The sequence below is a fragment of the Streptomyces sp. NPDC002640 genome (assembly GCF_053592575.1).
In genome coordinates this window covers 222,935-247,808 of record NZ_JBSFVZ010000001.1, presented here as the reverse complement: position 1 = coordinate 247,808, position 24,874 = coordinate 222,935, and the positions used below count along the sequence as shown (strand labels likewise).

Annotated in this window: 23 protein-coding genes and 1 tRNA gene; 14 read left to right on the top strand and 10 right to left on the bottom strand. The window is 71.9% G+C overall.

Annotated features, from left to right (window positions below; genetic code table 11):
* Nucleotides 1-45: 45 nt before the first annotated feature.
* From ACWD3O_RS01125 to ACWD3O_RS01115, 3 genes are all read right to left on the bottom strand, one after another.
* Nucleotides 46-813, bottom strand: a complete 768-nt coding sequence (locus tag ACWD3O_RS01125) for a TrmH family RNA methyltransferase (RefSeq protein ID WP_451411556.1) — start codon at nt 811-813, stop codon at nt 46-48.
* Between the two features lie 199 nt (nt 814-1,012).
* Complete coding sequence (locus ACWD3O_RS01120; protein WP_451414452.1) at nt 1,013-2,428, bottom strand: HTTM domain-containing protein; 1,416 nt, start codon at nt 2,426-2,428, stop codon at nt 1,013-1,015.
* A complete protein-coding gene (locus ACWD3O_RS01115) occupies nt 2,425-3,144 on the bottom strand; it encodes a DUF5819 family protein (RefSeq protein ID WP_451411554.1) in 720 nt (239 codons plus the stop codon). Before ACWD3O_RS01115 ends, ACWD3O_RS01120 begins: the two co-directional genes overlap by 4 nt.
* A 180-nt stretch (nt 3,145-3,324) precedes the next feature.
* Between ACWD3O_RS01115 and paaA the strand changes: the two genes are divergently transcribed.
* From paaA to ACWD3O_RS01090, 5 genes are read left to right on the top strand one after another with little or no spacing between them, the layout of a single operon-like run.
* Nucleotides 3,325-4,362 carry a 1,2-phenylacetyl-CoA epoxidase subunit PaaA gene (gene paaA, locus ACWD3O_RS01110; RefSeq protein ID WP_451414451.1) on the top strand — a complete coding sequence of 346 codons (1,038 nt, stop codon included), beginning with the start codon at nt 3,325-3,327 and terminating at the stop codon, nt 4,360-4,362.
* The gene (gene paaB / locus ACWD3O_RS01105; protein ID WP_451414450.1) at nt 4,359-4,646 is read left to right on the top strand and encodes a 1,2-phenylacetyl-CoA epoxidase subunit PaaB; all 288 of its coding nucleotides are present in this window, start codon (nt 4,359-4,361) and stop codon (nt 4,644-4,646) included. The genes paaA and paaB overlap by 4 nt, the downstream gene beginning before the upstream one ends.
* Entirely contained in the window at nt 4,643-5,368 is a 726-nt protein-coding gene (gene paaC, locus ACWD3O_RS01100; protein WP_451411551.1) for a 1,2-phenylacetyl-CoA epoxidase subunit PaaC, read from the top strand. The genes paaB and paaC overlap by 4 nt, the downstream gene beginning before the upstream one ends.
* Entirely contained in the window at nt 5,362-5,931 is a 570-nt protein-coding gene (paaD, locus tag ACWD3O_RS01095; RefSeq protein WP_451414449.1) for a 1,2-phenylacetyl-CoA epoxidase subunit PaaD, read from the top strand. The genes paaC and paaD overlap by 7 nt, the downstream gene beginning before the upstream one ends.
* Complete coding sequence (locus ACWD3O_RS01090; protein WP_451414448.1) at nt 5,931-7,052, top strand: 2Fe-2S iron-sulfur cluster-binding protein; 1,122 nt, start codon at nt 5,931-5,933, stop codon at nt 7,050-7,052. Before paaD ends, ACWD3O_RS01090 begins: the two co-directional genes overlap by 1 nt.
* A 139-nt stretch (nt 7,053-7,191) precedes the next feature.
* Here the strand turns inward: ACWD3O_RS01090 and ACWD3O_RS01085 are convergent, their stop codons facing one another.
* From ACWD3O_RS01085 to ACWD3O_RS01070, 4 genes are all read right to left on the bottom strand, one after another.
* Nucleotides 7,192-7,521, bottom strand: a complete 330-nt coding sequence (locus ACWD3O_RS01085; protein WP_451411576.1) for a rhodanese-like domain-containing protein — start codon at nt 7,519-7,521, stop codon at nt 7,192-7,194.
* Nucleotides 7,522-7,576: 55 nt separating this feature from the next.
* Complete coding sequence (locus ACWD3O_RS01080) at nt 7,577-8,410, bottom strand: hypothetical protein (protein ID WP_451414447.1); 834 nt, start codon at nt 8,408-8,410, stop codon at nt 7,577-7,579.
* Nucleotides 8,411-8,768: 358 nt separating this feature from the next.
* The gene (locus tag ACWD3O_RS01075; RefSeq protein WP_451414446.1) at nt 8,769-10,190 is read right to left on the bottom strand and encodes a DUF2252 domain-containing protein; all 1,422 of its coding nucleotides are present in this window, start codon (nt 10,188-10,190) and stop codon (nt 8,769-8,771) included.
* Between the two features lie 290 nt (nt 10,191-10,480).
* Nucleotides 10,481-10,567, bottom strand: a tRNA-Leu gene (locus tag ACWD3O_RS01070).
* A gap of 607 nt (nt 10,568-11,174) precedes the next feature.
* Between ACWD3O_RS01070 and ACWD3O_RS01065 the strand changes: the two genes are divergently transcribed.
* From ACWD3O_RS01065 to pknB, 6 genes are all read left to right on the top strand, one after another.
* Entirely contained in the window at nt 11,175-12,053 is an 879-nt protein-coding gene (locus tag ACWD3O_RS01065) for an FhaA domain-containing protein (RefSeq protein WP_451411546.1), read from the top strand.
* A gap of 10 nt (nt 12,054-12,063) precedes the next feature.
* On the top strand, nt 12,064-12,585 hold the full coding sequence (locus tag ACWD3O_RS01060; RefSeq protein WP_451411545.1) for an FHA domain-containing protein FhaB/FipA: 522 nt from the start codon (nt 12,064-12,066) through the stop codon (nt 12,583-12,585).
* Nucleotides 12,586-12,669: 84 nt separating this feature from the next.
* Nucleotides 12,670-14,256, top strand: a complete 1,587-nt coding sequence (locus tag ACWD3O_RS01055) for a Stp1/IreP family PP2C-type Ser/Thr phosphatase (protein WP_451411544.1) — start codon at nt 12,670-12,672, stop codon at nt 14,254-14,256.
* Nucleotides 14,257-14,283: 27 nt separating this feature from the next.
* The gene (locus tag ACWD3O_RS01050) at nt 14,284-15,711 is read left to right on the top strand and encodes an FtsW/RodA/SpoVE family cell cycle protein (protein ID WP_451411543.1); all 1,428 of its coding nucleotides are present in this window, start codon (nt 14,284-14,286) and stop codon (nt 15,709-15,711) included.
* Nucleotides 15,708-17,159, top strand: a complete 1,452-nt coding sequence (locus tag ACWD3O_RS01045) for a peptidoglycan D,D-transpeptidase FtsI family protein (protein WP_451411542.1) — start codon at nt 15,708-15,710, stop codon at nt 17,157-17,159. Before ACWD3O_RS01050 ends, ACWD3O_RS01045 begins: the two co-directional genes overlap by 4 nt.
* A 200-nt stretch (nt 17,160-17,359) precedes the next feature.
* On the top strand, nt 17,360-19,300 hold the full coding sequence (gene pknB, locus ACWD3O_RS01040; RefSeq protein ID WP_451414445.1) for a Stk1 family PASTA domain-containing Ser/Thr kinase: 1,941 nt from the start codon (nt 17,360-17,362) through the stop codon (nt 19,298-19,300).
* A gap of 156 nt (nt 19,301-19,456) precedes the next feature.
* Here the strand turns inward: pknB and ACWD3O_RS01035 are convergent, their stop codons facing one another.
* Together ACWD3O_RS01035 and ACWD3O_RS01030 are read right to left on the bottom strand one after the other, a co-directional pair.
* Nucleotides 19,457-20,431, bottom strand: coding sequence for an LCP family protein (locus ACWD3O_RS01035; RefSeq protein ID WP_451414444.1), 975 nt, complete (start codon nt 20,429-20,431; stop codon nt 19,457-19,459).
* A gap of 412 nt (nt 20,432-20,843) precedes the next feature.
* Nucleotides 20,844-21,584 carry a DUF5324 family protein gene (locus tag ACWD3O_RS01030; protein WP_451411539.1) on the bottom strand — a complete coding sequence of 247 codons (741 nt, stop codon included), beginning with the start codon at nt 21,582-21,584 and terminating at the stop codon, nt 20,844-20,846.
* Nucleotides 21,585-21,853: 269 nt separating this feature from the next.
* On the opposite strand from ACWD3O_RS01030, the gene ACWD3O_RS01025 reads away from it, so the two are divergent.
* A complete protein-coding gene (locus tag ACWD3O_RS01025) occupies nt 21,854-22,372 on the top strand; it encodes a peptidylprolyl isomerase (RefSeq protein WP_451414443.1) in 519 nt (172 codons plus the stop codon).
* 113 nt (nt 22,373-22,485) lie between these two features.
* Nucleotides 22,486-23,352 (top strand): rhomboid family intramembrane serine protease, encoded by an 867-nt coding sequence (locus ACWD3O_RS01020; protein WP_451414442.1) that lies wholly within the window; start codon nt 22,486-22,488, stop codon nt 23,350-23,352.
* A gap of 268 nt (nt 23,353-23,620) precedes the next feature.
* On the opposite strand, the gene crgA is transcribed toward ACWD3O_RS01020, so the two are convergent.
* On the bottom strand, nt 23,621-23,878 hold the full coding sequence (gene crgA, locus ACWD3O_RS01015) for a cell division protein CrgA (RefSeq protein WP_451411536.1): 258 nt from the start codon (nt 23,876-23,878) through the stop codon (nt 23,621-23,623).
* A gap of 161 nt (nt 23,879-24,039) precedes the next feature.
* Here crgA and ACWD3O_RS01010 point away from each other — a divergent pair, with 161 nt between their 5' ends.
* Nucleotides 24,040-24,834 (top strand): DUF881 domain-containing protein, encoded by a 795-nt coding sequence (locus ACWD3O_RS01010; RefSeq protein ID WP_451411535.1) that lies wholly within the window; start codon nt 24,040-24,042, stop codon nt 24,832-24,834.
* Nucleotides 24,835-24,874: the final 40 nt, after the last annotated feature.

Genomic DNA, 24,874 nt, shown 5'->3' with positions numbered 1-24,874 from the left:
CCGCCGCCCGCGGGGGCTCCCGCCGGTGCCCCGCGGGCGGCCCCGTCACGTCCGGGGCGGTCCCGCGGGGGACTGCGCACTCCAGTGGTACAGGGTCATCGCCACACTGGTGGCCAGGTTGTAGCTGGACACCTGGGGCCGCATCGGCAGCGACAGCAGCCGGTCGGCCCGGGCCCGCAGCTCCGGCGTGAGACCGCTGCGCTCGGATCCGAAGGCCAGGACCGCGTCGTCCGGCAGCCGGACGTCCCGGAGGTCCTCCCCCTCGGCGTCCAGCGCGAACAGCGGTCCGGCCGGCAGTTCCTCGACGTCCAGCCGTTCCACGACGGTGGCGAAGTGCAGCCCCGCGCCGCCGCGCACCACGGTGGGGTGCCACGGGTCGAGGGGCCCGGTGGTGACGACACCGGTCGCGCCGAAACCGGCGGCCAGCCGGACCACGGCACCCGCGTTGCCGAGGTTCCGGGGCTGGTCCAGCACCACGACGGGCGCGGTGCGGGGGAGCGTGCCCAGGGTGCGCAGTCCCGCCGCACGGTCCGGTCGCTCGGCCAGCGCCGCCACGCCCGTGGGGTGGGGCCGGGGCACCAGGTTCCGGTAGACCGTCTCGTCCACCTCGGTCAGCAGCGCCTCGAGTGCGTCCCTGACGTCCGGGGCGAGGTCGTCGGCGAGAGCCAGCGCCGCGGCCCGGTCGGTCGCGACGGCCATCGGCACGGCGGCCCCGAAGCGGAGGGCGTGCTTGAGCGCGTGGAAGCCGTCGAGGAGCACCAGGTCCTCGGCGGCACGGTGCCAGGCGCGCGGGATGTCGGGGAGGGCGGTCACGACCCGAAAGCCTAGGCGCACCACCCCGGGCCCAGCCTCCGTCCCACGGCGGACGGGGCGACAGGCAGAGGCGACAAGTGGCGGGCGGCTGACGGTGGACGGCTGGCAGCGGGCGGCCGGCGTAGGACAGCCGGCGATGTATGGCTCGCGTGGAAAGCCGGCGGCGGGCAGCTTGCACCGCCGTGCCGGGGCGTTCCCGTCAGTTCCGTGCGGCGGTGTCCCTCGGCGGCTCGGCGGCGTCGCCCGCCCCTGGCGCCCCGGGGTCCTCGCCGGTCCCCTCCGGGCCACGGCCCTGCGCGGGCACCGTGACGGTCGCGCCCGGCGCGGCGGTGGCCGGCTCGGAACCGGACCAGGCTCCCTGGGCCCCCGCCTTCCCCTTGCCCTCGCCCTTCGGCCGGAGGCGGTCGGTCATGCGCCCCGCCGCCCGGCCGATACGCCGCAGAAACGTCGTGGGCAGGAACACGGAGTCGGCCACGATCATCGCCAGCGAGAAGAACGGCAGCCCCAGGACCACCGCGATCGCCACGTGCTCCGTGATCATCAGCGCGAGCAGGACGTTCTTGACCCGGCGGTTGAACAGGGTGAACGGGAACGCGACCTGCACCGCCACCGTGCCGTAGGTGATCAGCATCACCATCGTGCCGTTGGACGCGAGCAGTTCGGCCAGCGCCGGCCAGGGCGAGAAGTAGTCGAGGTGGAGCGGATAGTGCAGGGCGGTGCCGTCCTGCCAACGCGAACCCTGGATCTTGTACCAGCCGGCCGTGGCGTAGATCAGGCATGCCTCCGCCATGATCACCAGCAGGGCCGTGTTGTGGACGACGTTGCCCACCACGTCGGTGAGGATCCGCGCCTGGGACCGCGGAGCCCGCCGCTCGACGACCCACCGCACGGCGAGCGCGATCCACATCAGCCACAGCACCCGGGGGACGAACGGATCACCGTCGAAGGCGTCCAGCAGCGTCGCCGGCACCAGCACCAGCCCGGACAGCGTCCACAGCAGGGGCCCGACCCGGTCGGCACGCGGCCGGCCGGCACCCTCCACCCGGTCCGCACGCTCCGGACCTGCGTCCGCCTCCTCGCCCGGGTCCACCACCGCGCCCGCCGCCGCGTCCGGGGCCGCCCCCGGCGCACCGCGCCGGTCGCGTCGCGCCCGGCGCGCGTCCAGGGACCAGACCTGCCCGCACCGGGTGAAGACCAGGTAGACGGCCATCAGGTGGAGGACGTTGTCCCCGCCGTCGCCCATGAAGACGCTGCGGTTCTGCAGCGAGAGCACGCCCACCATGAAGAGGACCGACATCGTCCGGGTCCGCCAGCCCAGCGCCAGCAGCAGGCTCGCCAGGATCGCGAAGAGGTAGACGGCCTCGAACCAGAGCTCCGAGCGGGTCCACAGCAGCACGGTGAACGCGCCGTTGTCCGCGACCAGCCGTTCCCCGAGCTCCCAGCTCCACGGGCTGTCCGGCCCGTACAGCTCGTGCCGGTGCGGGAACTCGCGCAGCAGGAAGAGCAGCCAGGTGGCGGCGAAGCCTATGCGTATGACCGCGCTCTGGTACGGGCCGAGCGCGCTGTCGGTGACCCGGGAGACCAGCTTTCCGAAGGCGAGGGCCGGACGGTTCACTGGGTGCCTCCCGGGGTGTCGTCCGCGATCACGTTCCACCAGGGCAGCACCCGGTACCGCGGCTCCGTCTCGGCGGTCTCACCGCTCCAGGACGGCGGCGGCACCTGCAGGGTCCGGGACCGTATCTGTATCCGCTCGACCTCCGCCCCGTGGGTCCGGGTCAGGCGCATCACCACGATGCGCCGCAGGTACTCCTCGGCGAGGCGGCCCCGCGAGCCGACCGCGCGGTTCTCGTCGTCGTGCGAGGAGACGTAGAAGTCCCACGCGCGGCGCAGCTCGTTCTGCTGGGTGTGGCTGGGTGCCGGGTTGCCGTCGATGGCGCGCCCGTCCTCAGCGGAGAGGTCGGTCCAGCCGACCTGCCGGGGCTCCCCGCCCTCGGGCCGCACCTCCGCGCGGACCTGCACGGCGATGTTCTGCTGGAGCGGGTTGGGGGCGAAGAGCTTCCAGTTCTGTTCGAACTCGGGGTAGACCCAGTCGTCCACCGTCTCCGCGTGCCGCTTGCTGAGCGTGTTCGACGGCGCCACGTGGAGGAAGACCATGCCCAGGTGCACGCAGGCGAGGCCCGCCACCGCCGCCAGCGCCACCGCGGCGGCGATCCGGTAGGGCAGGCGCAGCGACGCCACTCCGGCCGGGGGATGCGTCTCCTCGGGAGGAGAACCGCCCTCGTGTGCTTCCATCCGCGCCCCGTCTCCCCCGTTCCGGTGGTTCGCACGCACCGTACTGAGTCCCAGCGACCCCGGGACACCCCTGTGGACAACAGGATGCCGGGGTTTTCCACAGCGGTTGACACCTTACGGCGTACCGACCCACCATTGAATCGAACTAACCGAACGATCGGTCGGGAGGCCGGTCGGGCGGTATCCGCAGACGTCCCGGAACGTATCCGAGGGGGATCCATGGCGACAGCAGCCGTTCGGGTGGCCGACGGTCCCGCACCGCCCGAAGAACTGGAGGCCGCGTTCGAGGCGGCGGTCGCCGCGGAGGAGCGCATCGAGCCGCGCGACTGGATGCCCGACGCCTACCGGGCGACGCTGGTCCGCCAGATCGCCCAGCACGCGCACTCCGAGATCATCGGCATGCAGCCGGAGGCCAACTGGATCACCCGCGCGCCCTCGCTGCGCCGCAAGGCGATCCTGATGGCGAAGGTGCAGGACGAGGCGGGCCACGGCCTGTACCTCTACAGCGCGGCCGAGACCCTCGGCGTCAGCCGGGAGGAGCTGCTGGACAAGCTTCACAGCGGCCGCCAGAAGTACTCCTCGATCTTCAACTACCCGACGCTGACCTGGGCCGACGTCGGCGCCATCGGTTGGCTGGTGGACGGCGCGGCGATCACCAACCAGGTCCCGCTGTGCCGCTGCTCGTACGGCCCCTACGCGCGGGCGATGATCCGCATCTGCAAGGAGGAGTCCTTCCACCAGCGCCAGGGCTACGAGCTGCTGCTGGCCCTGAGCCGGGGCACCCCCGAGCAGCACGAGATGGCCCAGGACGCGGTGAACCGCTGGTGGTGGCCGTCGCTGATGATGTTCGGCCCGCCCGACGCGGAGTCGGCGCACTCGGCGCAGTCCATGGACTGGCGGATCAAGCGGTTCTCCAACGACGAGCTGCGCCAGCGCTTCGTGGACATCTGCGTCCCGCAGGCCGAGTCCCTGGGCCTGACGCTCCCCGACCCCGACCTGCGGTGGAACGAGGAGCGCGGGCAGCACGACTTCGGGGCCATCGACTGGTCCGAGTTCCAGCAGGTCCTCAAGGGCAACGGCCCGTGCAACGACCAGCGCATCGGTCAGCGCCGCCGGGCCCACGAGGAAGGCGCCTGGGTCCGCGAGGCCGCCGCCGCCCACGCCCGCAAGCACGTCGCCCGGCACACCCCGCAGCACGTCCCGAAGGACACCCCGCGGGCCTCGAGCCCGGGCACGGAAAAGGAGACCGACCGATGAGCACCAGCGAGTGGCCGCTGTGGGAGGTCTTCGTCCGCTCCCGCCGAGGGCTGTCGCACACCCACGCCGGCAGCCTGCACGCCCCGGACGCCGAGCTCGCCCTGCGCAACGCCCGGGACCTCTACACCCGGCGCAACGAGGGCGTCTCCCTCTGGGTCGTGCCCTCCTCGGCGATCACGGCCTCCTCGCCCGACGAGAAGGACCCCTTCTTCCAGCCCTCCGCCGACAAGCCCTACCGGCACCCCACCTTCTACGAGATCCCGGAAGGGGTGCGGCACCTGTGACCACCGCTCCCACGGTCCCCCTGACGGCGGCGCTGGCCCTCGCCGACGACGCCCTGGTGCTCTCCCACCGCCTCGGCGAGTGGGCTGGGCACGCCCCCGTCCTGGAGGAGGAGGTCGCCCTCGCCAACATCGCCCTCGACCTGCTGGGCCAGGCCCGGCTGCTGCTGTCGATGGTGGGCGACGAGGACGAGCTCGCCTTCCTCCGTGACGAGCGGGCATTCCGGAACACCCAGCTCGCCGAGCAGCCCAACGGCGACTTCGCCCGCACCATCGCCCGCCAGCTCTACTTCTCCACCTACCAGCACCTGCTCCACGGTCAGCTGGCCGAGGGCACCGGCCCCTTCGCGGAGCTGGCGGCCAAGGCGGTCAAGGAGTCGGCCTACCACCGCGACCACGCCGAGCAGTGGGCGCTGCGCCTGGGCGACGGCACCGAGGAGAGCCACCGGCGGATGGCCGACGCCTGCGACGGCCTCTGGCGGTACACCGGCGAGCTGTTCCAGCCCGTGGAGGGCCTGGAGGTGGACCTGGACCGCCTGGAGTCCGAGTGGCTCACCTCCGTCGGCGCCGTGCTCCACCAGGCCACCCTGACCCTTCCCGAGGGCCCCCGGTCCCCGGTCTGGTCGGCGGGCCTGGGCCGGCAGGGCGTGCACACCGAGCCGTTCGGCCGGATGCTCGCCGAGATGCAGCACCTGCACCGCAGCCATCCGGGGGCGACATGGTGACCGACCCGTCACCGCTCACCGCCGCCGAGGAGGAACTGCTGGAGCTCGCCGGATCGGTCCCGGACCCGGAGCTGCCCATGCTCACCCTGGCCGAGCTGGGCGTCGTCCGCGCCCTGCGGACGCTGGCCGCCGAGGACGGCCGCCCCCGTGCGGTGGAGGTCGACCTGACGCCCACCTACACGGGCTGCCCCGCCGTGCAGACCATGGCCGCGGACATAGAGCGCGTACTGCGCGAGCGCGGCGTGCCCGAGGTCTCGGTGCGGACGGTGCTCGGCCCGGCCTGGTCCACGGACGACATCACCGCCGAGGGACGCCGCAAGCTGCACGCCGCCGGCATCGCGCCGCCCCGTTCCACCGGCGGCCGCGGTGCCGGGCCGGTGCCCGTCTCCCTCGGCCCCACGCGGGCGGCCGGCGGCGAGCAGTCCGGGGACGACCCGGTGCGCTGCCCGCTCTGCGGCTCGGCGGACACCGAACTGCTCAGCCGCTTCTCGTCCACGGCCTGCAAGGCGCTCCGCCGCTGCCTGGCCTGCCGGGAACCGTTCGACCACTTCAAGGAGTTGTGATGGCGCGTCCGTCCCGCTTCCACGCCCTTCGGGTGACCGGGGCCGACCGGCTCACCGACGACTCCGTCGCGCTCACCCTGGCGGTACCCGCGGAACTCCGCGAGCTCTACCGCTTCACGCCCGGCCAGCACATCCCGGTGCGCCACCTCGCCGACGGCCGCGAGATACGCCGCACCTACTCGATCTGCTCCCCCGCCCCGGCCGCCGGCTCCGACGGCCCCCGCGAGGTGCGTATCGGCATCCGCCTGGTCGCCGACGGCGTCTTCTCCACCCACGCGTTCAAGGAGATCAACCTCGGGGACACCCTGGAGGTCGGCACCCCCACCGGCCGCTTCACGCTGGAGCCGGCGCCCGGCCGGTACGCGGCCGTGGTGGGCGGCAGCGGGATCACCCCCGTGCTCTCCATCGCCGCCACCCTGCTGGAGCGGGAGCCCGATGCCCGGTTCTGCCTGGTGCGCGGCGACCGGACGGCGGCGTCGACGATGTTCCTCGAGGAGGTCGCCGACCTCAAGGACCGCTACCCGGACCGCTTCCAGCTGGTCACGGCGCTCTCCCGCGAGGAGCAGGAGGCGGGCCTCCCCTCGGGCCGTCTCGACCGGGAACGGCTGACGTCACTCCTGCCGGCGCTGCTGCCGGTCGACGACGTGGCGGGCTGGTACCTCTGCGGCCCCTTCGGCCTGGTGCGGGAGGCGGAGAGCGCGCTGCACGAACTCGGCGTGCCGAGGGCGCGGGTCCACGAGGAGATCTTCCACGTGGACGACGCCGGGACGGACGACGCCGGGGGAGGGGCGACGGACGCGGCGGCGAGGCCGGCAACGGCGGGCGGCGCTGTGGCAGGGCCCGCCCGGGCCTCGGTCACCGCCCGGCTGGACGGCCGCAGCGGCACCTGGGCCGTGGACGAGCGGGAGTCGCTGCTGGAGGCGGTGCTGCGCAACCGCCCGGACGCCCCGTACGCCTGCAAGGGCGGCGTCTGCGGCACCTGCCGGGCCTTCCTGGTCTCCGGCGAGGTGCGGATGGACCGCAACTACGCCCTGGAGCCGGAGGAGACGGAGGCGGGATACGTCCTGGCCTGCCAGTCGCACCCGGTGACGGAGCGGGTGGAGCTCGACTTCGACCGATAGGGGCGGCCGCCTCCCGCTCGGGCGGTGGGAGGCCGGGCCACGCGGCGGCCGGGCCACGGGGCGGCGTGGTCCGGACGGACACATCCGGCCACCCGCCCGAGCCGATCCCCACCGGGTCGAGCCGCCCGGTCGGGCCGGGTCAGATCACCTGGCCCGGCTTGCCCTCGTCGTCGACGACCGGCCGGCCCGAGGCGGCCCACGCGCCCATGCCGCCGCCCACGTTCGCGGCGTCGATGCCCTGCTGCGTCAGGTACATGGTGACCTGGGCGGAGCGCGCGCCGGAGCGACAGATCACGTTCACCCGGCCGTCCTGCGGCGCGGCCTCGGTGAGCTCGCCGTAGCGGGCCACGAACTCGCTCATGGGGATGTGCAGCGCCCCGGCGGCGTGACCGGCACGCCACTCGTCGTCCTCGCGGACGTCCAGCAGGAAGTCGCCGTCCTTCAGGTCCGTGACCTGCACCGTGGGCACACCAGCTCCAAAGTTCATACGCCCGACGCTACCCGACCTCCCCCGGCGGACCGGGCTACGCCTGCCGCAGCGCCACCAGCTCGGCCTCGCGCTCGGCGATCTCGCCGTTGAGCCGCTGGGCGATGTCGTCCAGCAGCGCGTCCGGATCGTCCGGCGCCAGCCGCAGCATGGAGGCGATGGCGCTCTCCTCCAGCTTCCCCGCCAGCTCGGACAGCAGTTCCTTGCGGGCCGCGAGCCACTCGAGGCGGGCGTACAGCTCGTCCGCGGGAGTGGCACGGCGCTCCTGTACCGGCCCTGCCGCCCACTCCTCCTGCAGGGCGAGCAGCGCCCCCTCGTCACCACGGGCGTAGGCGGCGTTCACCCGGGAGATGAACTCGTCACGCCGCGCGCGCTCGCCCTCGTCCTGGGCCAGGTCCGGGTGCGCCTTGCGGACCAGCTCGCGGTAGAGGCGGCGCGCCTCCTCCCCCGGCCGGACCCGCGGCGGAGGCTGCACGCTCCGGTCGGTGAGCATGGCCACCGACTCGGGGAACAGGCCCTGGCCGTCCATCCAGCCGTGCAGCAGGTCCTCCACGCCGGGGATGGGCGCCAGGCGGGCCCGCGCCTCCTGGGCCAGGCGCAGGTCCTCCGGGTCACCGGTGCGGACCGCGCGGGCCTCGGCGATCAGGGCGTCCAGCTCCTCCAGCCGCGCGTACAGCGGGCCGAGCCGCTGCTCGTGCAGGCGGGAGAAGTTCTCGATCTCGACGCGGAAGGTCTCCACGGCGATCTCGTAGTCGATCAGCGCCTTCTCCGCGGCCATGACGGCGCGCTCCAGACGCTCCTCGGGACGGGGAGCCGCTTCGGCGGCTCCCTCCGAGTGCTCGGGAGTCCGATCAGCTTCCTCGGTGGTCATCCGACCAGCGTAGGCCACCCGCCAAGTGCCGTGCCCCACAAGCCGATCAAGGACCGCCACCCCCACCGCGCCGACCCCACCGCGCCGACCGCCCGAGCCCTGCCGGTCCCCCGTGCGCCGCCCACGCCCTGCCGGTACCCCGTGCACCGCCGGCGCCCTGCCGGTCCCCGTGCGCCGCCCACGCCGCCACACCGAGCACACCAAGCCGCCCGCCGCACCGACCCCGCGGTGCCGCCCGCGCCACCGCCCCTGCCGCGTCGCCCGGTGCGGACCACCGAAGCCCGAGCGGAACCGAGGCCCCGCCACCACGCCCGCACCCACGCCCGAACCCCCGGTCCAGGAAGAACCGAGCCCCCCCCTACGCCCCCGTCTCCGCCGCGATCCGTCCCGCCCGCACCGCGGCCACCAGATCCGCGTGGTCGGCCTCCATACGGTCGGCGTAGGCCACCGCGAAGGAGGCCACCGCCTCGTCCAGCTCCGTGTTCTTGCCGCAGTAGCCGGCCAGCAGCCGCGGGTCGGCGCTGTGGCTGTGGGCCCGGGCCAGCAGGGCCCCCGTCATCCGCGCGTAGTCGTCGACCTGGTCGGCGGCGAGCGCGGCGGGGTCCACGCTGCCCTTGCGGTTGCGGAACTGGCGCACCTGGTAGTGCCGGCCCTCCACCGTGGTCCAGCCGAGCAGGACGTCGCTGACCACCTGCATGTGCCGCTGCCCCAGCACCACCCGGCGGCCCTCGTGCTCCACCGGCGGCGTGCCGATCCCGGCGGTCGCCAGGTGCGGCACCAGCGCCGAGGGCCGGGCCTCCTTCACCTGCAGGACCAGCGGCTCGCCGCGGTGGTCCAGCAGCAGCACCACGTAGGAGCGCGTGCCGACGCTCCCGGTGCCCACCACGCGGAACGCCACGTCGTGCACCGCGTACCGGGCGAGCAGCGGCAGCCGGTCCTCGGACAGGGTCTCCGCGTAGCCCTCCAGCGCGAGCGCCACCGCCGCGGCCTCGGCGTCCGGCACCCGTCGCAGCACCGGCAGCGCCTCCACGAACCGCCGTCCGCCGTCCGGGGCCTCCTCGGTGGACTTGGCGGCGAACCGGCCGCTGGTGTTGGACCTCGCCTTCTCGGACACCGCCTCCAGCGTTCCGAGCAGGTCACGGGCGTCGGCGTGGGAGACCAGCCGCTCGTCGGCGATGGCGTTCCAGGCCTCCGCGGCGGGCATCTTGGCCAGCAGCCGCAGGGTGCGCCGGTAGGACCCGGCCACGTCCCCGGCGGCCTCCCGGCAGCCCTCCTCGCCCAGGCCCGCCTCCCGGCCGGCCAGCACCAGCGAGGTGGCGAGCCGTTTCAGGTCCCATTCCCAGGGGCCGCGCACCGTCTCGTCGAAGTCGTTGAGGTCCATCACCAGGCCGCCGCGGGCGTCGCCGTAGAGGCCGAAGTTCGCGGCGTGGGCGTCGCCGCAGATCTGCGCGGTGACACCGGTCACAGGGGTGCGGGCCAGGTCGTACGCCATCAGGCCGGCCGTGCCGCGCAGGAAGGCGAACGGTCCGGCGGCCATGCGTCCCACCCGCAGCGGGGTCAGCTCGGGTATGCGGCCACGGCCGGACTCCTCGACCGCCGCGACCGCGTCGGGCCGCCCGGGGTCGAGCTCGAGGCGCGCGTGCTCGGCCCGCGGCGTCGAGCGGCGCAGCGCCTTGCCCCGCGCCTTCGCCCCGCCCTCGCCACCGGGCGCCGACCGGGGAGCGAACCCGCGCACCACCGGCACCCGCGGAAGGCCACCGCCCGCCGCGCCACCGGCCACACCCCCACCGCCGCCCGCCGCACCGCCACCCGCCGGGTCACCGTCCGCCGCACCGCCCTGCCCCCGCGCGGGCGGCACCGCCGCACGCGTGCCCGCGCCCGGCTCGGTCCCCGTCCCCGTCCCCGTCTGCGTTCCCCTCTCCGTCCCGGTTCCGGTCACCGGACCGCCTCCCCACGCGCCGCCGAACAAGCGAATGGCGCGACGCTACCGCCGTGGCATTCCCCACAACAGAGCCGGGTCCGGGCAACGCGAAACGGCCGCCATCGTTTCCGATGACGACCGTTTCGTCGTGGTGCGCGAGGGGGGAGTTGAACCCCCACGCCCTTGCGGGCACTGGAACCTGAATCCAGCGCGTCTGCCTATTCCGCCACCCGCGCATTGGGTGTTGCCTTCCGGCTTCGGCTCCATTTCGGTGCCGCGGCCTTCCGACATGCAGAACATTAGCACGCCCCGCGGGGTGGATTCACATCGCTTTCCGTCCATGATCGAAAACCCCACCGGCACCCACCGGCACCCCACCGGCACCCCTCCGCCCCTCCCGCCCCGACCGCCCGGTGCCACCCCCGCCCACCGGGTCGAGGCCCTCGCCCTCCAGGCGTACAGGCTGGTTTACGTATCAACCCTGTACCGGTCGGCCCCTCCTCCCCGCAGAGGAGACCGCTCCGTCCACAGGTGCGGGACACTGGTCGGGGGCCGCCCGTACGATCCAGGGGCGGTACCCGGCAGTAGCGGTTGAAGAGCAGGACACGGCAAGACCCGCCGAGCAAGTTCGAAGGCGGACTTCGCAGGGAACCTTCGCAGTCAGCGCAGTCGGTCCGAGCGGCCGGGAGCGAGGGCAGCACGGAGCCGGACTTGGGCCGACAGGGGGAACCAGGCGATTCACTGCCGCGTGGATACGATCAGTAAGCAGTACCGGAAGCAGGACCGGAAGCAGGACAGGCCGTACGGCGAGCACGCCGACGACTGGGACGGAGGAGGTGCCCCATGGGAGTCCTGAAGAAGTTCGAGCAGCGTCTCGAAGGTCTGGTCAACGGCACCTTCGCCAAGGTGTTCAAGGCCGAGGTCCAGCCCGTGGAGATCGCCGGAGCGCTGCAGCGCGAGTGCGACAACAACGCCACGATCTGGAACCGGGACCGCACCGTCGTCCCGAACGACTTCGTCGTGGAACTCAGCACACCCGACTACGAGCGGCTCAGCCCGTACTCGGGCCAGCTGGGCGACGAGCTGGCCGGCATGGTCCGCGACTACGCCAAGCACCAGCGGTACACGTTCATGGGCCCCATCAAGGTGCACCTGTCCAAGGCCGACGACCTGGACACCGGCCTGTACCGCGTCCGCAGCCGCACCCTCGCCGGGACCACGGACCAGCAGGGCCCCGGCGCCCCGGCGCACCCGAACCCGGCGGGCGGCGCGGCCCCCGGCGGCTACGGCTACCCCGGTCCGGCGGGCCGGCCGGGAGCGGCCGTTCCGCCGCCCCCGATGCCCTCCACGCCGCCCGGCATGGGTGCCCCCGGCGCCCCCGGCGGCTACGGCTACCCGCCCGCGGCCGCCCGTCCGGCGGCCGTCCCCGGCGCCGGCGCGCGCACCCGCTTCTGGATCGAGGTCAACGGCAACCGCCACCAGATCTCGCGCCCGTCGCTGGTCCTCGGCCGGTCCACCGAGGCGGACGTGCGCATCGACGACCCGGGCGTCTCGCGGCGGCACTGCGAGATCCACACCGGGAACCCGTCCGTGATCCAGGACCTGGGGTCCACCAACGGCATCGTGGTGGACGGACAGCACACCACCCGCGCTACGCTCCGCGACGGCTCGCGGATCGTCGTGGGCAGCACCACCATCATTTACCGGCAAGCCGAAGGGTGAAGCGGGGGCAATGTCAGAGCTGACCCTCACGGTCATGCGGCTGGGTTTTCTGGCCGTCCTGTGGCTGTTCGTGATCGTGGCCGTGCAGGTCATCCGCAGTGACCTGTTCGGCGTGCGGGTCACCCAGCGCGGCGCCCGCAGGGAGGCCGCACGGCCCGCCGAGCGGCCCGGCCGCCAGGCGGCGGCGCCCGCTCCGCAGGGCCGCCAGGCCGCCGCGGGAGGCCGCCGCGGACGCAACACCCCGACCAAGCTGGTGGTGACCGAGGGCACCCTGACCGGTACCACCGTCGCCCTGCAGGGGCAGACCATCACGCTCGGCCGCGCGCACGACAGCACGATCGTGCTGGACGACGACTACGCGTCCAGCCGTCATGCCAGGATCTACCCGGACCGCGACGGCCAGTGGATCGTCGAGGACCTCGGATCCACCAACGGCACGTTCATGAACCGGAACCGGCTGACGACCCCCGTGCCGATCCCGCTGGGCGCGCCGATCCGCATCGGCAAGACCGTCATCGAGCTGCGGAAGTAGTACGAGAATGAGCGAGCGGAGCGAGCACGCGGCACCAGTCCCCACCCAGGACGCCGGCGCGCTCCCAACCGGAGGGTGGGCAGGGTGGCTCGACACGACCGGCTGCGGCTTTCCCAGCAGCAGCCGACCGGGCAGCAGCCGACGGGGCAACAGCCGACGGGCGAGGTGCGCATGAGTCTGTCACTGCGCTTCGCCGCCGGATCCCACAAGGGCATGATCCGGGAGGGGAACGAGGACTCCGGCTACGCCGGTCCCCGCCTGCTCGCCATCGCCGACGGCATGGGCGGCCAGGCCGCCGGTGAGGTGGCCTCCTCCGAGGTGATCTCCACCATCGTCGCCCTGGACGACGACGTGCCCGGCTCCGACATCCTCACCTCCCTCGGCACGGCCGTGCAGCGCGCCAACGAGCAGCTGCGGATCATGGTCGAGGAGGACCCCCGCCTCGAGGGCATGGGCACCACGCTCACCGCCCTGCTGTGGACGGGCCAGCGCCTCGGCCTGGTGCACGTCGGCGACTCCCGCGCCTACCTCCTGCGGGACGGCGTCCTCACCCAGATCACCCAGGACCACACCTGGGTGCAGCGTCTGGTGGACGAGGGCCGGATCACCGAGGAGGAGGCCACCACCCACCCGCAGCGCTCCCTGCTGATGCGCGCGCTGGGCAGCGGCGACCACGTCGAGCCCGACCTGTCGATCCGCGAGGTGCGGGCCGGCGACCGGTACCTGATCTGCTCCGACGGCCTGAGCGGCGTGGTGTCCCACCAGACCCTGGAGGACACCCTCGCCAGCTACCAGGGCCCCGAGGAGACCGTCCAGGAGCTGATCCAGCTCGCCCTGCGCGGCGGCGGCCCGGACAACATCACCGTGATCGTCGCCGACGTCCTGGACCTGGACACCGGCGAGACCCTCGCCGGGGCGCGCCTGTCGGACACCCCCGTGGTGGTCGGCGCGGTCGCCGAGAACCAGGTCAGCAACGACAACGGCGCCATGCAGACGCCCGCCGGCCGCGCGGCCGGCCTGGGGCGCCAGGTGCCCGCCCAGGGCGGCGAGGGCGGCCAGTTCGGCCCGCCCGGCAGCGGGGACAACGGCTACCTGCCCTCCGGCGACGCGAACTTCGGCGACTGGACGGACGAGGACGTCACCAAGCCCCGCAAGGGACGCCGCTGGCTGAAGAGAAGCTTCTACACGGTGCTGGCCCTCGGTGTGATCGGCGGCGGCCTCTACGGCGGCTGGCGCTGGACGCAGACGCAGTTCTACATCGGCACCAACGACGAGCACGTGGCGCTCTACCGGGGCATCAACCAGACCCTGGGACCGGTCTCGCTCTCGAAGGTGGAGAAGGACCACCCCGAGATCGAACTCAAGTACCTGCCCGCCTACCAGCAGAAGAAGGTCGAGGCGACCATCGCCGAGGGCGGCCGGGACGAGGCGGTCGAGAAGCTCGAGGAGCTGAAGACCCAGGCCACCGCCTGCCGCAAGAACGCGGAGCAGCAGGCGGCCGAGGAGCAGAACCCCGCGCCGAAGAAGCCCGAGGAGAACGCCGAGGCCACCAACCCGGACGCGGTGGGCGCCAGCCCTTCGCCGTCCAAGAACACGACGTCCGCTCCCAGCCCCGGCCCCAGCCTCTCCGAGGAGGAGAAGAAGCTGGTCTCGCTGTGCGGCGATCAGTAGGCAAGCCGTGAGGGGCCCTGGAACACGATGAGCAGTAGTAGTACCCATCAGACGTCCACCATCGGCGCGGTCGGCGCGCCCAGCCGGCGCAACACCGAGCTGGCGCTGCTGGTGTTCGCCGTCGTCATCCCGGTCTTCGCCTACATCAACGTGGGCCTGGCGATGGACGGTTCGATCCCGGCGGGACTGGCCACCTACGGGCTGAGCCTCGGCGCCATGGCCGGCCTCGGCCACCTCGCGGTGCGCAAGCTGGCGCCCTACGCCGACCCGCTGCTGCTGCCGCTGGCCACCCTGCTGAACGGGCTGGGGCTGGTCGCCATCTGGCGGCTGGACCAGTCCGAGCGGCTGCAGGCGCGCTCCGGTTTCGTCGAGGCCGCGACCAACCAGCTGATCTACTCCGGCCTCGGCATCGTGCTGTTCGCGATCGTGCTGTTCCTGCTCAAGGACCACCGCGTGCTGCAGCGCTACACCTACATCTCCATGCTGGGGGCCCTGGTCCTCCTGCTGCTGCCGCTGGTCCCGGGGCTCGGCAAGAACCTCTACGGCGCCAAGATCTGGATCAGCGTCGCCGGTTTCACCATCCAGCCCGCGGAGTTCGCCAAGATCGTCATCGCGGTCTTCTTCGCCGGCTACCTGATGGTGAAGCGGGACGCGCTGGCCCTGGCCAGCCGCCGCTTCCTGGGGCTCTACCTGCCGCGCGGCCGCGACCTCGGCCCCATCCTGGTGGTCTGGGCGGTCTCGATCCTGATCCTGGTCTTCGAGACGGACCTCGGTACCTCGCTGCTGTTCTTCGGCATGTTCGTGATCATGCTGTACGTGGCGACGGAGCGGACCAGCTGGATCGTCTTCGGTCTGCTGATGTCCGCGGTCGGCGCGGTGACGGTGGCCAGCTTCGAGTCCCACGTCCAGCAGCGTGTGCAGGCCTGGCTCGACCCGATGCGCGAGTGGCAGCTCAGCCGCCAGGGCGTGGCCGGGCACACCGAGCAGTCGCAGGAAGCCCTGTGGGCCTTCGGTTCGGGCGGCACCCTGGGCAGCGGCTGGGGCCAGGGCCACTCCGACCTGATCGGCTTCGCCGCCAACTCCGACTTCATCCTCGCGACCTTCGCCGAGGAGATCGGGCTCACCGGCGTGATGGCGATCCTGCTGCTGTACGTGCTCATCGTGCAGCGCGGCATCCGCACCGCCCTGGCCGCCCGTGACCCGTTCGGCAAGCTGCTGGCGGTGGGCCTGTCCGGCGCCTTCGCGCTGCAGGTCTTCGTGGTCGCCGGCGGTGTGATGGGCCTCATCCCGCTGACCGGCATGACCCTGCCGTTCGTGGCCTCCGGTGGTTCGTCCGTCATCGCCAACTGGGCGCTGATCGGCGTGCTGCTGAGGATCAGCGACACGGCGCGGCGGCCCGCTCCCGCCCCGGCCCCCAACCCCGACGCCGAGATGACCCAGGTGGTCCGACCGTGAACAAGCCCCTGCGCCGGATCGCGATCTTCTGCGGGCTGCTCATGCTGGCCCTGCTGCTCCGCGACAACTGGCTCCAGTACGCCCAGGCGGACGCGCTGCGCACCGACCCGGACAACCGCCGGGTGCGGATCGAGCGCTACTCGGTGCCGCGCGGCGACATCATCGTCGACGGCAAGGCCGTCACCGGGTCGACGCCCACCGACGGCGAGTTCCAGTTCAAGCGGACCTGGAAGAACGGCCCGATGTGGGCGCCGGTCACCGGCTACTCCTCGCAGGCCTTCGGCTCCAACCAGCTGGAGTCCCTGCAGGACGGCATCCTCACCGGCAACGACGACCGGCTCTTCTTCCGCAACACCCTGGACATGCTCACCGGCAAGGAGCGCCAGGGCGGCAACGTCGTCACCACGCTGAGCGGCGCCGCCCAGAAGGCCGCCTACGAGGGTCTCAAGGGCAAGAAGGGCGCGGTCGCCGCGCTGGACCCGGCGACCGGCAAGATCCTCGCCCTGGTCTCCGCGCCCTCCTACGACCCGTCGAAGTTCGCCGGCACCTCGGACAAGGACTCCGAGGCGTGGAACTCGCTGCAGAAGAAGAACAACCCGGACGACCCGATGCTCAACCGGGCGCTGCGCGAGACCTACCCGCCCGGCTCCACCTTCAAGGTCGTCACCGCGGCCGCGGCGCTGGAGGAGGGGCTGATCGACGACATCGACGCCTCCACCGACAGCCCGGACCCGTTCCCGCTGCCGCAGTCGTCGACGGAGCTCACCAACGACCACGGCGTCTGCAAGAACGTGAGCCTGCGCGAGGCGATGCGGATCTCCTGCAACACGGTCTTCGGCAAGATCAGCGACGAGCTCGGCAACGAGAAGATGATCGAGCACTCGGACAAGTTCGGCTTCAACGAGGAGCAGTTCACGCCGGTCCGCGTCTCCGAGAGCGTGTACCCCAAGGACGTCCCGCCGCAGAACGCCATGGCCGGCATCGGTCAGGCGTCCAACCGGGCCACCCCGCTGCAGATGGCCATGGTGGCCGCCGCGGTCGCCAACGACGGCAAGCTGATGAAGCCGTACATGGTCGACCAGCTGCGGTCCGCCAACCTCGACGTCATCGACGAGACCGAGCCGGAGGAGCTCTCCCAGTCGGTCTCGCCGGAGAACGCCCAGAAGCTCCAGGAGATGATGGAGACGGTCGTCGAGGAGGGCACCGGCACCACCGCGAAGATCCCCGGTCTCACCGTGGGCGGCAAGACCGGTACGGCCCAGCACGGCGAGAACAACGAGAAGAACCCGTACGCGTGGTTCATCTCCTACGCCAAGGACTCCAACGGCAAGTCCGTCGCGGTCGCCGTGGTCGTCGAGGACGGCTCCGCGGTCCGCGAGAACATCTCCGGTGGCGGCCTCGCGGCGCCCATCGCCAAGAGCGTCATGGAGGCCGCGCTCGGCAGGTGACGAGCACGGGGGAACTGACATCCGCCGCCTTTCCGTCACGGACCGCGACGCCCGCCCGGGCCGTCCATACCGGTCGTGTATCGGGTGACGGGCGTGGCCCGGCGGGACACCGCGATCCGGGTACGGTATGCCCGGACGGCACACCTGCCGAATCCATGAAGGGTGCGGTCGGTACCGACGGAGAGGGCTGGTAGGTAGCTATGGAAGAGCCGCGTCGCCTCGGCGGCCGGTACGAGCTGGGCCATGTGCTCGGCCGTGGTGGCATGGCCGAGGTCTACCTCGCGCAGGACACCCGGCTCGGCCGCACCGTGGCGGTGAAGACGCTGCGGGCGGACCTCGCACGCGACCCGTCGTTCCAGGCCCGCTTCCGCCGGGAGGCCCAGTCGGCCGCCTCGCTCAACCATCCCGCGATCGTCGCGGTCTACGACACGGGCGAGGACTACATCGACGGGGTCTCCATCCCGTACATCGTCATGGAGTACGTCGACGGCTCGACGCTCCGTGAACTCCTCCACAGCGGTCGCAAGCTGCTGCCGGAGCGGTCCATGGAGATGACCATCGGGATCCTCCAGGCCCTGGAGTACTCGCACCGCGCCGGCATCGTCCACCGTGACATCAAGCCGGCGAACGTCATGCTGACGCGCAACGGCCAGGTCAAGGTGATGGACTTCGGCATCGCCCGCGCCATGGGCGACTCCGGCATGACGATGACCCAGACCGCCGCCGTGATCGGCACCGCCCAGTACCTCTCCCCGGAGCAGGCCAAGGGCGAGCAGGTCGACGCGCGGTCCGACCTGTACTCCACGGGCTGCCTGCTCTACGAACTCCTCACGGTCCGTCCCCCGTTCGTGGGAGACTCGCCGGTCGCCGTCGCCTACCAGCACGTGCGCGAGGAGGCCCAGCCGCCGAGCGTCTTCGACCCCGAGATCACGCCCGAGATGGACGCGATCGTGCTGAAGGCGCTCGTCAAGGACCCGAACTACCGCTACCAGTCGGCCGACGAGATGCGGGCCGACATCGAGGCCTGCCTCGACGGCCAGCCGGTGGCGGCCGCCGCGGCCATGGGCTCGGTCGGGTACGGCGCCGGCTACGGCGGCTACAACCAGGGCTACGGCGACGACCAGCCCACCACCGCGATGTCCCCGGCGGGCGGCGCCACCTCGATGCTGCCGCCGATGAACCCGGACGACGGCGGCTACGGCTACGGCGACGACCGTCCCGACCGGCGGCGCCAGAAGAAGAACCAGCAGTCGACGATCCTGCTGATCGCGGCGGCGGTGCTGGTGCTGATCGGCGCGATCCTGATCGGCCGCTGGATCGCCACCGGCGACGACACCCCGGCCCAGGCCGCGGTCCCCTCCTTCGTGGGCGACACCAAGGCGGAGGCGCGGGAACGCGCGGGCAACGTGGGTCTCGAGGTCACCTTCACCGAACGCGAGTGCGAGGACCAGCCCAAGAACCGGGTCTGCTCGCAGAACCCGGACAAGGGCACCAAGCTCGACAAGGGCGAGTCCGTCGCGCTGGTCGTCTCCACCGGTGCGCCCAAGGCCGAGGTCCCTGACGTGGTCGGCATGACCGAGGACGAGGCCACCGAGAAGCTGGAGGCGGAGGGCTTCGAGGTCGCCGTCGAGAACGAGGTCAACGGCCAGCAGGAGGCGGGCACGGTCCTCGACCAGGACCCGGGCGACGGCGTCGAGCGGGAGAAGGGCACCGAGATCACCATCACGGTGGCCCAGGCTCCGCAGCAGGTGAACGTGCCCGAGGTCCGCGGCAGGAGCTGCGAGGAGGCCAAGCAGGCCCTCTCGCAGGACGGTCTCACCGGCGAGTGCGCGGGCGAGGTCGAGACGACCGACCCGAACCTCGACGGCAAGGTCGCGGAGATGTCGCTCGCGCCGGGCCAGAAGGTCGACCTCGGCACCAAGATCACCCTGAAGACCGGCAAGCTGAAGGCGGAGCAGAAGCCGGTCCCGGACGTGCAGGGCAAGAAGCTGCAGGAAGCCCGGAAGATGCTGGAGGACGCCGGGTACCGCAACATCCAGGTGACCGGCAGGGACGAGCCGAACGCCACGGTGGCCGTCCAGGTGACGCCGCCGAACAGCACTCCGGACCCGAACCAGCCGATCATGCTGATCTGCTCGTGACCGCGTGACCGCGTGACCGCGTGACCGCTTGGCCGTGTCACCTTTCGGCCGCGGTCGACAGGACGCAGCGAGAGGGCCCGCTCACCCCACGGTGAGCGGGCCCTCTCGCGTATCCACGACGTGCGGGCCTGCGGGCCCCTCGTCAGCCGTCAGCCGTCAGCCGTCGGCCGGCGACTTCCGGGCCGACTCGGGTATCGGCTGGTCGTTGCGGAGCGCGTCCCACACCTTGTCGGCCAGCGGCTGCGCCGGCACCACCCGGTTGGGGTCGGCCGGGTCGTACTTCACCGGCAGCATCACGGTGTCCAGGGCCGCCGGGTCGATCCCCTGCAGCGACTGCCCGAAGTCGGCCAGCGAGGTCAGCGAGGCCAGCTCCGAGTCGGTGGTCAGCGCGCCGGTCAGCGAGTCGGCGATCTTGTACGTCTTGAGCGGGTCGCCCAGCAGGTCCTGCCGCCTCACCTCGCCGATCAGCGCGACCAGGAACTGCTGCTGGAGGCCGATCCGGCCCAGGTCACTGCCGTCCTTGTAGCCGTAGCGGGTGCGGACGAACGCCAGCGACTGGGTGCCGTCGAGGCGGTGCTGTCCGGGCTCCAGGCTGAGGCCGCCCTTGGCGTTCCTGATGGGCTCGTCGACGGTGACCGTGACCCCGCCCAGCTCGTCCACCAGCGACTTGAAGCCCGCGAAGTCGATCTCCATCAGGTGGTCGATCCGGACCCCCGACATCGTCTCCACGGTCTTCAGCGTGCAGGCGGAACCGGCCTCGGAGTAGACCGAGTTGAACATCACCCGCTTCGCGGGGCCCACCTCGGTGCCGTCGGCGCGCACGCAGGCCGGCCGGTCGACCAGGGTGTCGCGGGGGATCGAGACGGCGACGGCCTCACTGCGGCCCTGGGCCACGTGCACCACCAGAGCGGTGTCGGAGCGGGCACCGCCCACCTTGGCGCCGTCCAGCTCGGCGTTGTCACCGGCGCGGGAGTCGGAACCCAGCACCAGGATGTTCAGCGCCTCGGTGGTGCCCGGCTCCTTGGTGGGCCGGTCGTCGCCCAGTGCCTTGTCGAGGTCGACGGAGGCGATGTTGCCGTCCAGGTCCTCGTACAGCCACCAGGCCGTGCCGCCCGCGGCCAGTGCCAGCACGGCACAGCCGATCAGGACGTTCCGCAGGCCCCTGCGTCGTGGACGACGGCGGCCCGCGGCCCTGCGGCCCCCGGCTCCACGGCCCCCGGCTCTGCGGCCCTCGGTTCTGTGGCCCTCGTCGGACCGGTCGTCGGGGCACGCGGGCCCCTCGTTCGCGGCGTGTGTCATCGCCGAGCTCTCCCCAGTTCCTGCCCCGACCCCCTGGCCGGGCGCGCGGCATCGGGGTGCGTGTGGAGTGGCGCTCGGCAACGTTCCGGCCGGAGCCGTCATCGAACTATAGAGGGAATGCTGTTCGAACAGGGGAGTGAGGAACAGCACCGGGCCCCACCCGCCTCACCGAGGTGAGGACCGGACGGGGCCCGACGGTGTGATGTTCCACGTGAAACATCACGGTGTCACGGTGCGGCAGACGTCAGCGGCGCTCCTCGTCCTCCGACGAGGCCGGGGTGTTCTGCTCGCCGACCGTCGACGGCCCGGTGGTTTCGTCGGTACGGGCGTTCTCCGGGGTGGGAGCGATCGGACCGCTGGTGTCGTCCTCCGACGTGAGGCTGCTCGCGTCGTCCGGGACCTCGGTGGCCTCCGGCGGCTCCACCAGCCAGTCGGGGTTGGCCTGCTCGTCCCACCACTTCCAGGCGGCGAACGCGGCCGCGCCCACCAGGCTCAGCACGAACGTCTTCTTGGCGAAACGGCCCATCGCGGACCGGCGACGGCGCTTCTTCACCAGGCGCTGGATGTCCTTGGCGGACACCTGGCCGCGCAGCGCGGCCACCGCGGCGGCGCTCCGTGCGGCGGCCTCCTCCTTGACCGGGCCGGCGTTGGCCCGGGCCTGCTCGATCACCGGCCGGGAGTACTCGACGGCCTGCTGAGCCGCCAGCCGCGTGCGCAGCGCCGCCTCCCGGGCGGCCGTATCGACCTTGGCCGGCACATACGTGGATGCCTGTGCCAGTCGCGGGGCCACATGGGCTCCGTACTGGGCGCGGGCCTGCCCGGCGGCCTGGGTCACCACGGGCGCGAGCCGTACGCGCGCCTCGTTGGCGTACTGCGCGGCCCTGACCCTGGCCGTGTCGGCGTAGGGCGCCAGCGCCTGACCGGCGTGCAGCACGCTGTCCTTCGCCGAACCGGACCGGGCGCGCGCGCAATCTTTGCGGGTCACGGGTTCCTCCTCCTCGGTGGCGTACGGTTTCCATCGGCTTTCCACCCTTTGTCGGATCATGCCTCTGGGCGCGTTATCGGGCATGCCGCGGCGGGCATCCGGGTCACGATCCGGGTCATAGGCGGCCGAAAGAGACCGCTTCCGCGACGAGTCGGTCCGGCGGGCGCAACCGAAACCCACCGATCCGCTCCGGACGGCGACCGGTGCCCGCCTCCCACCACGGGGCGTGGGAGGATCGGAGAGTCACAGACGACAACGGAAGGCAGATCGTGGCCGAGCAGCTCTACGCCACCCTGAAGACCAACCACGGCGACATCGAGATCCGGCTCTTCCCGGACCACGCGCCCAAGACGGTCAAGAACTTCGTCGAGCTCGCCAAGGGCGAGCGCGAGTGGGTCAACCCCGCCACCGGCCAGAAGACGACCGACAAGCTCTACGACGGCACCGTCTTCCACCGGGTGATCAGCGGCTTCATGCTCCAGGGCGGTGACCCGCTCGGCAACGGCACCGGCGGTCCCGGTTACCAGTTCGAGGACGAGTTCCACCCGGACCTGTCCTTCGACAAGCCCTACCTGCTGGCCATGGCCAACGCCGGTCCGGGCACCAACGGCTCGCAGTTCTTCATCACCGTCGCGCCGACGGCCTGGCTGAACCGCAAGCACACCATCTTCGGCGAGGTCACCAACGGCCAGAACGTCGTGGACGCCATCGCGGAGGTCGAGACCAACCGCTCCGACCGCCCCGCGAAGGACGTGGTCATCGAGTCGGTCGTCATCGAGTCCCGCTGACGCAGACCGTCGAGGGAACCTTTCGCCCCGCTCGCCCGTAGAGGCGGGCGGGGCGGGACGTCTTTCCGCCCGCGGCCGCTGGACGCGCCGCCGCCGGGAGCGAGGGGATCGGTATGGACGCGGGGAACGGCCAGGGGAACGGTCCGGGACAGCAGGAGCAGGCCCACGCCCTGCCCGGGTGCTACCGCCATCCCGACCGTGAGACCGGCATACGGTGCACCCGCTGCGACCGTCCCATCTGCACCGACTGCATGATCAACGCCTCCGTCGGGTTCCAGTGCCCGGAGTGCGTGCGCGACGGCGCGAAGAGCGGCTCGTCGGCCCCTCGGACGCTGGCCGGAGCGCCGGTGGTGGCGGACACCCGGCTGGTCACCAAGATCCTGATCGGGGTCAACCTCGCGGTCTTCCTGGCCCTCATGATCGTGCCGGACCTGTCCCGGGACCTGGTGATGTGGCCGGCGGGCATCGCCTACCTGGGCGACTGGTACCGGATGATCACCCCGGTCTTCAGTCACCTGGAGGTCTGGCACCTCGCGCTGAACATACTGAGCCTCTGGCTGGTGGGCGGCCCGCTCGAGGAGATGCTGGGCCGCGTCCGGTACCTGGCGCTCTATCTGATCTCGGGGCTGGCGGGAAGTGCGCTCGGTTACCTGCTGATGGACCCGGCGGGCACCGCGCTGGGCGCCTCGGGAGCGGTCTTCGGCCTCTTCGGCGCCACGATCGCGCTGCAGCGCCGGCTCAAGCGCGACCAGGGCCCCATGCTGGTCCTCCTGGTGCTCAACCTGGCGCTGCCGTTCCTCCCCGGCTCCTCGATCGGCTGGCAGGCCCACATCGGCGGACTCGTCGCGGGCGGAGTGATGGGTTTCGCGATGCTGACGGCCCGCGGTCCCCGGCGGACGCTGATCCAGTACGGAAGCTGCGCCCTGGTGCTGCTCGTGGTGGTCGTCGGCACTCTGTTGAGAACTGCACAGCTCACCTGAGTCATCGCCCAGCGTCACAGCTTTGTCCACAGGTTTGGGGTGCTGCCCCGCCCACCTGGGGAAATACCGAACCCCCTGCGCTCGACCGCGATTTCCGCAGGTCAGAACCAGGGGGAACAGGTATTCGAGCAGTGAGGGATCGATCACATCCGGATCGGAGTCCGGCGGTTATCCACAGATCGTCTTTTCTTTTCCACCTGTGGATAACTCCTGTGGATAACTCCCCCGTGCCGCGTGCGACGACGAGGCTCGGTGAGGATCGGGGCCTCTACTTCCACTGCGTGGAGACCGCGAAGCCCGCCGCGATGAAGCCGAAGCCCACCACGATGTTCCAGTTGCCGAGGGCCTCCAGCGGCAGCGAGCCGTCCGTCACGTAGAAGACGACGATCCAGGCCAGACCGATGAGGAAAAGCGCCAGCATCACCGGCGCGACCCAGGCGCGGTTGGTCAGCTTGATCGCCGTCGGCTGCGTCCTGGTCGCGGGCGGCGTGTAGTCGGCCTTCTTGCGAATACGTGACTTCGGCACGAGGGTCTCTCCTGTCGATGCGCTGCGTGCCGCGCTGGAACGGTGCACGCTCCGGGGCAGCTGCGTAGGGATGTTCAGATGTACAACAAGGGACGACTGAGCACTCCCCCGGGCGTCGGTTAGCGTAGTGCTTCCGCGGCGCCGAAGGAGACAAGGGTACGTTGAGCAATTCTGCCGACTCCCCCGGGACGGGCACCAGCCCCGGCCGCTCCCGGTTCCGTCCGGTCAAGGGGCTGACACTGGCCGTGTTCGCCTTGGCCGGCCTGCTCTTCGCGACCAGCTTCCACACCGCCAAGGGCACCAACCTCCGCACCGACGACTCCCTGCTGCGGCTCTCGGACCTGATCCAGGAGCGCAGCCGCGAGAACGCCGCGCTGCAGGAGTCCAACGCCGGCCTGCGCGAGGAGGTCGACGGACTCGCCGCCCGCGAGCACGGCGCCACCGAGGCCGAGGACGCCGAACTGAAGGAGCTGGAGCGGGCCGCCGGCACCGAGCCGGTCAAGGGCGAGGCGGTCACCGTCACGCTCAACGACGCCCCGCCGGACGCCACCGCGAAGCTGCCCGGCTACCCCGAGCCGGAACCGGACTACCTGGTCATCCACCAGCAGGACCTGCAGGCCGTGGTGAACGCGCTCTGGAAGGGCGGCGCCGAGGGCATCCGCGTCATGGACCAGCGGCTGATCTCCACCAGCGCGGTGCGCTGCGTGGGCAACACCCTGATCCTCCAGGGCCGGGTCTACTCCCCTCCCTACAAGGTCACCGCCGTCGGCGACCCGGAGCGGCTGCAGAAGGCCCTCGCCAAGTCGCCGGCCGTCCAGAACTACATGGTCTACGTGAACGTCTACGGCCTGGGCTGGAAGGTCGAGGAGGAGGGCGTGCGCACCCTGCCCGGCTACACCGGCGCCGTCGACCTCCAGTACGCCAAGCCCGCCGGAAACGCCTCCGAAAGGCCCTAGTCTGGTTGCTGTACGGCTCCGTGACGCACGGCGGCGTACC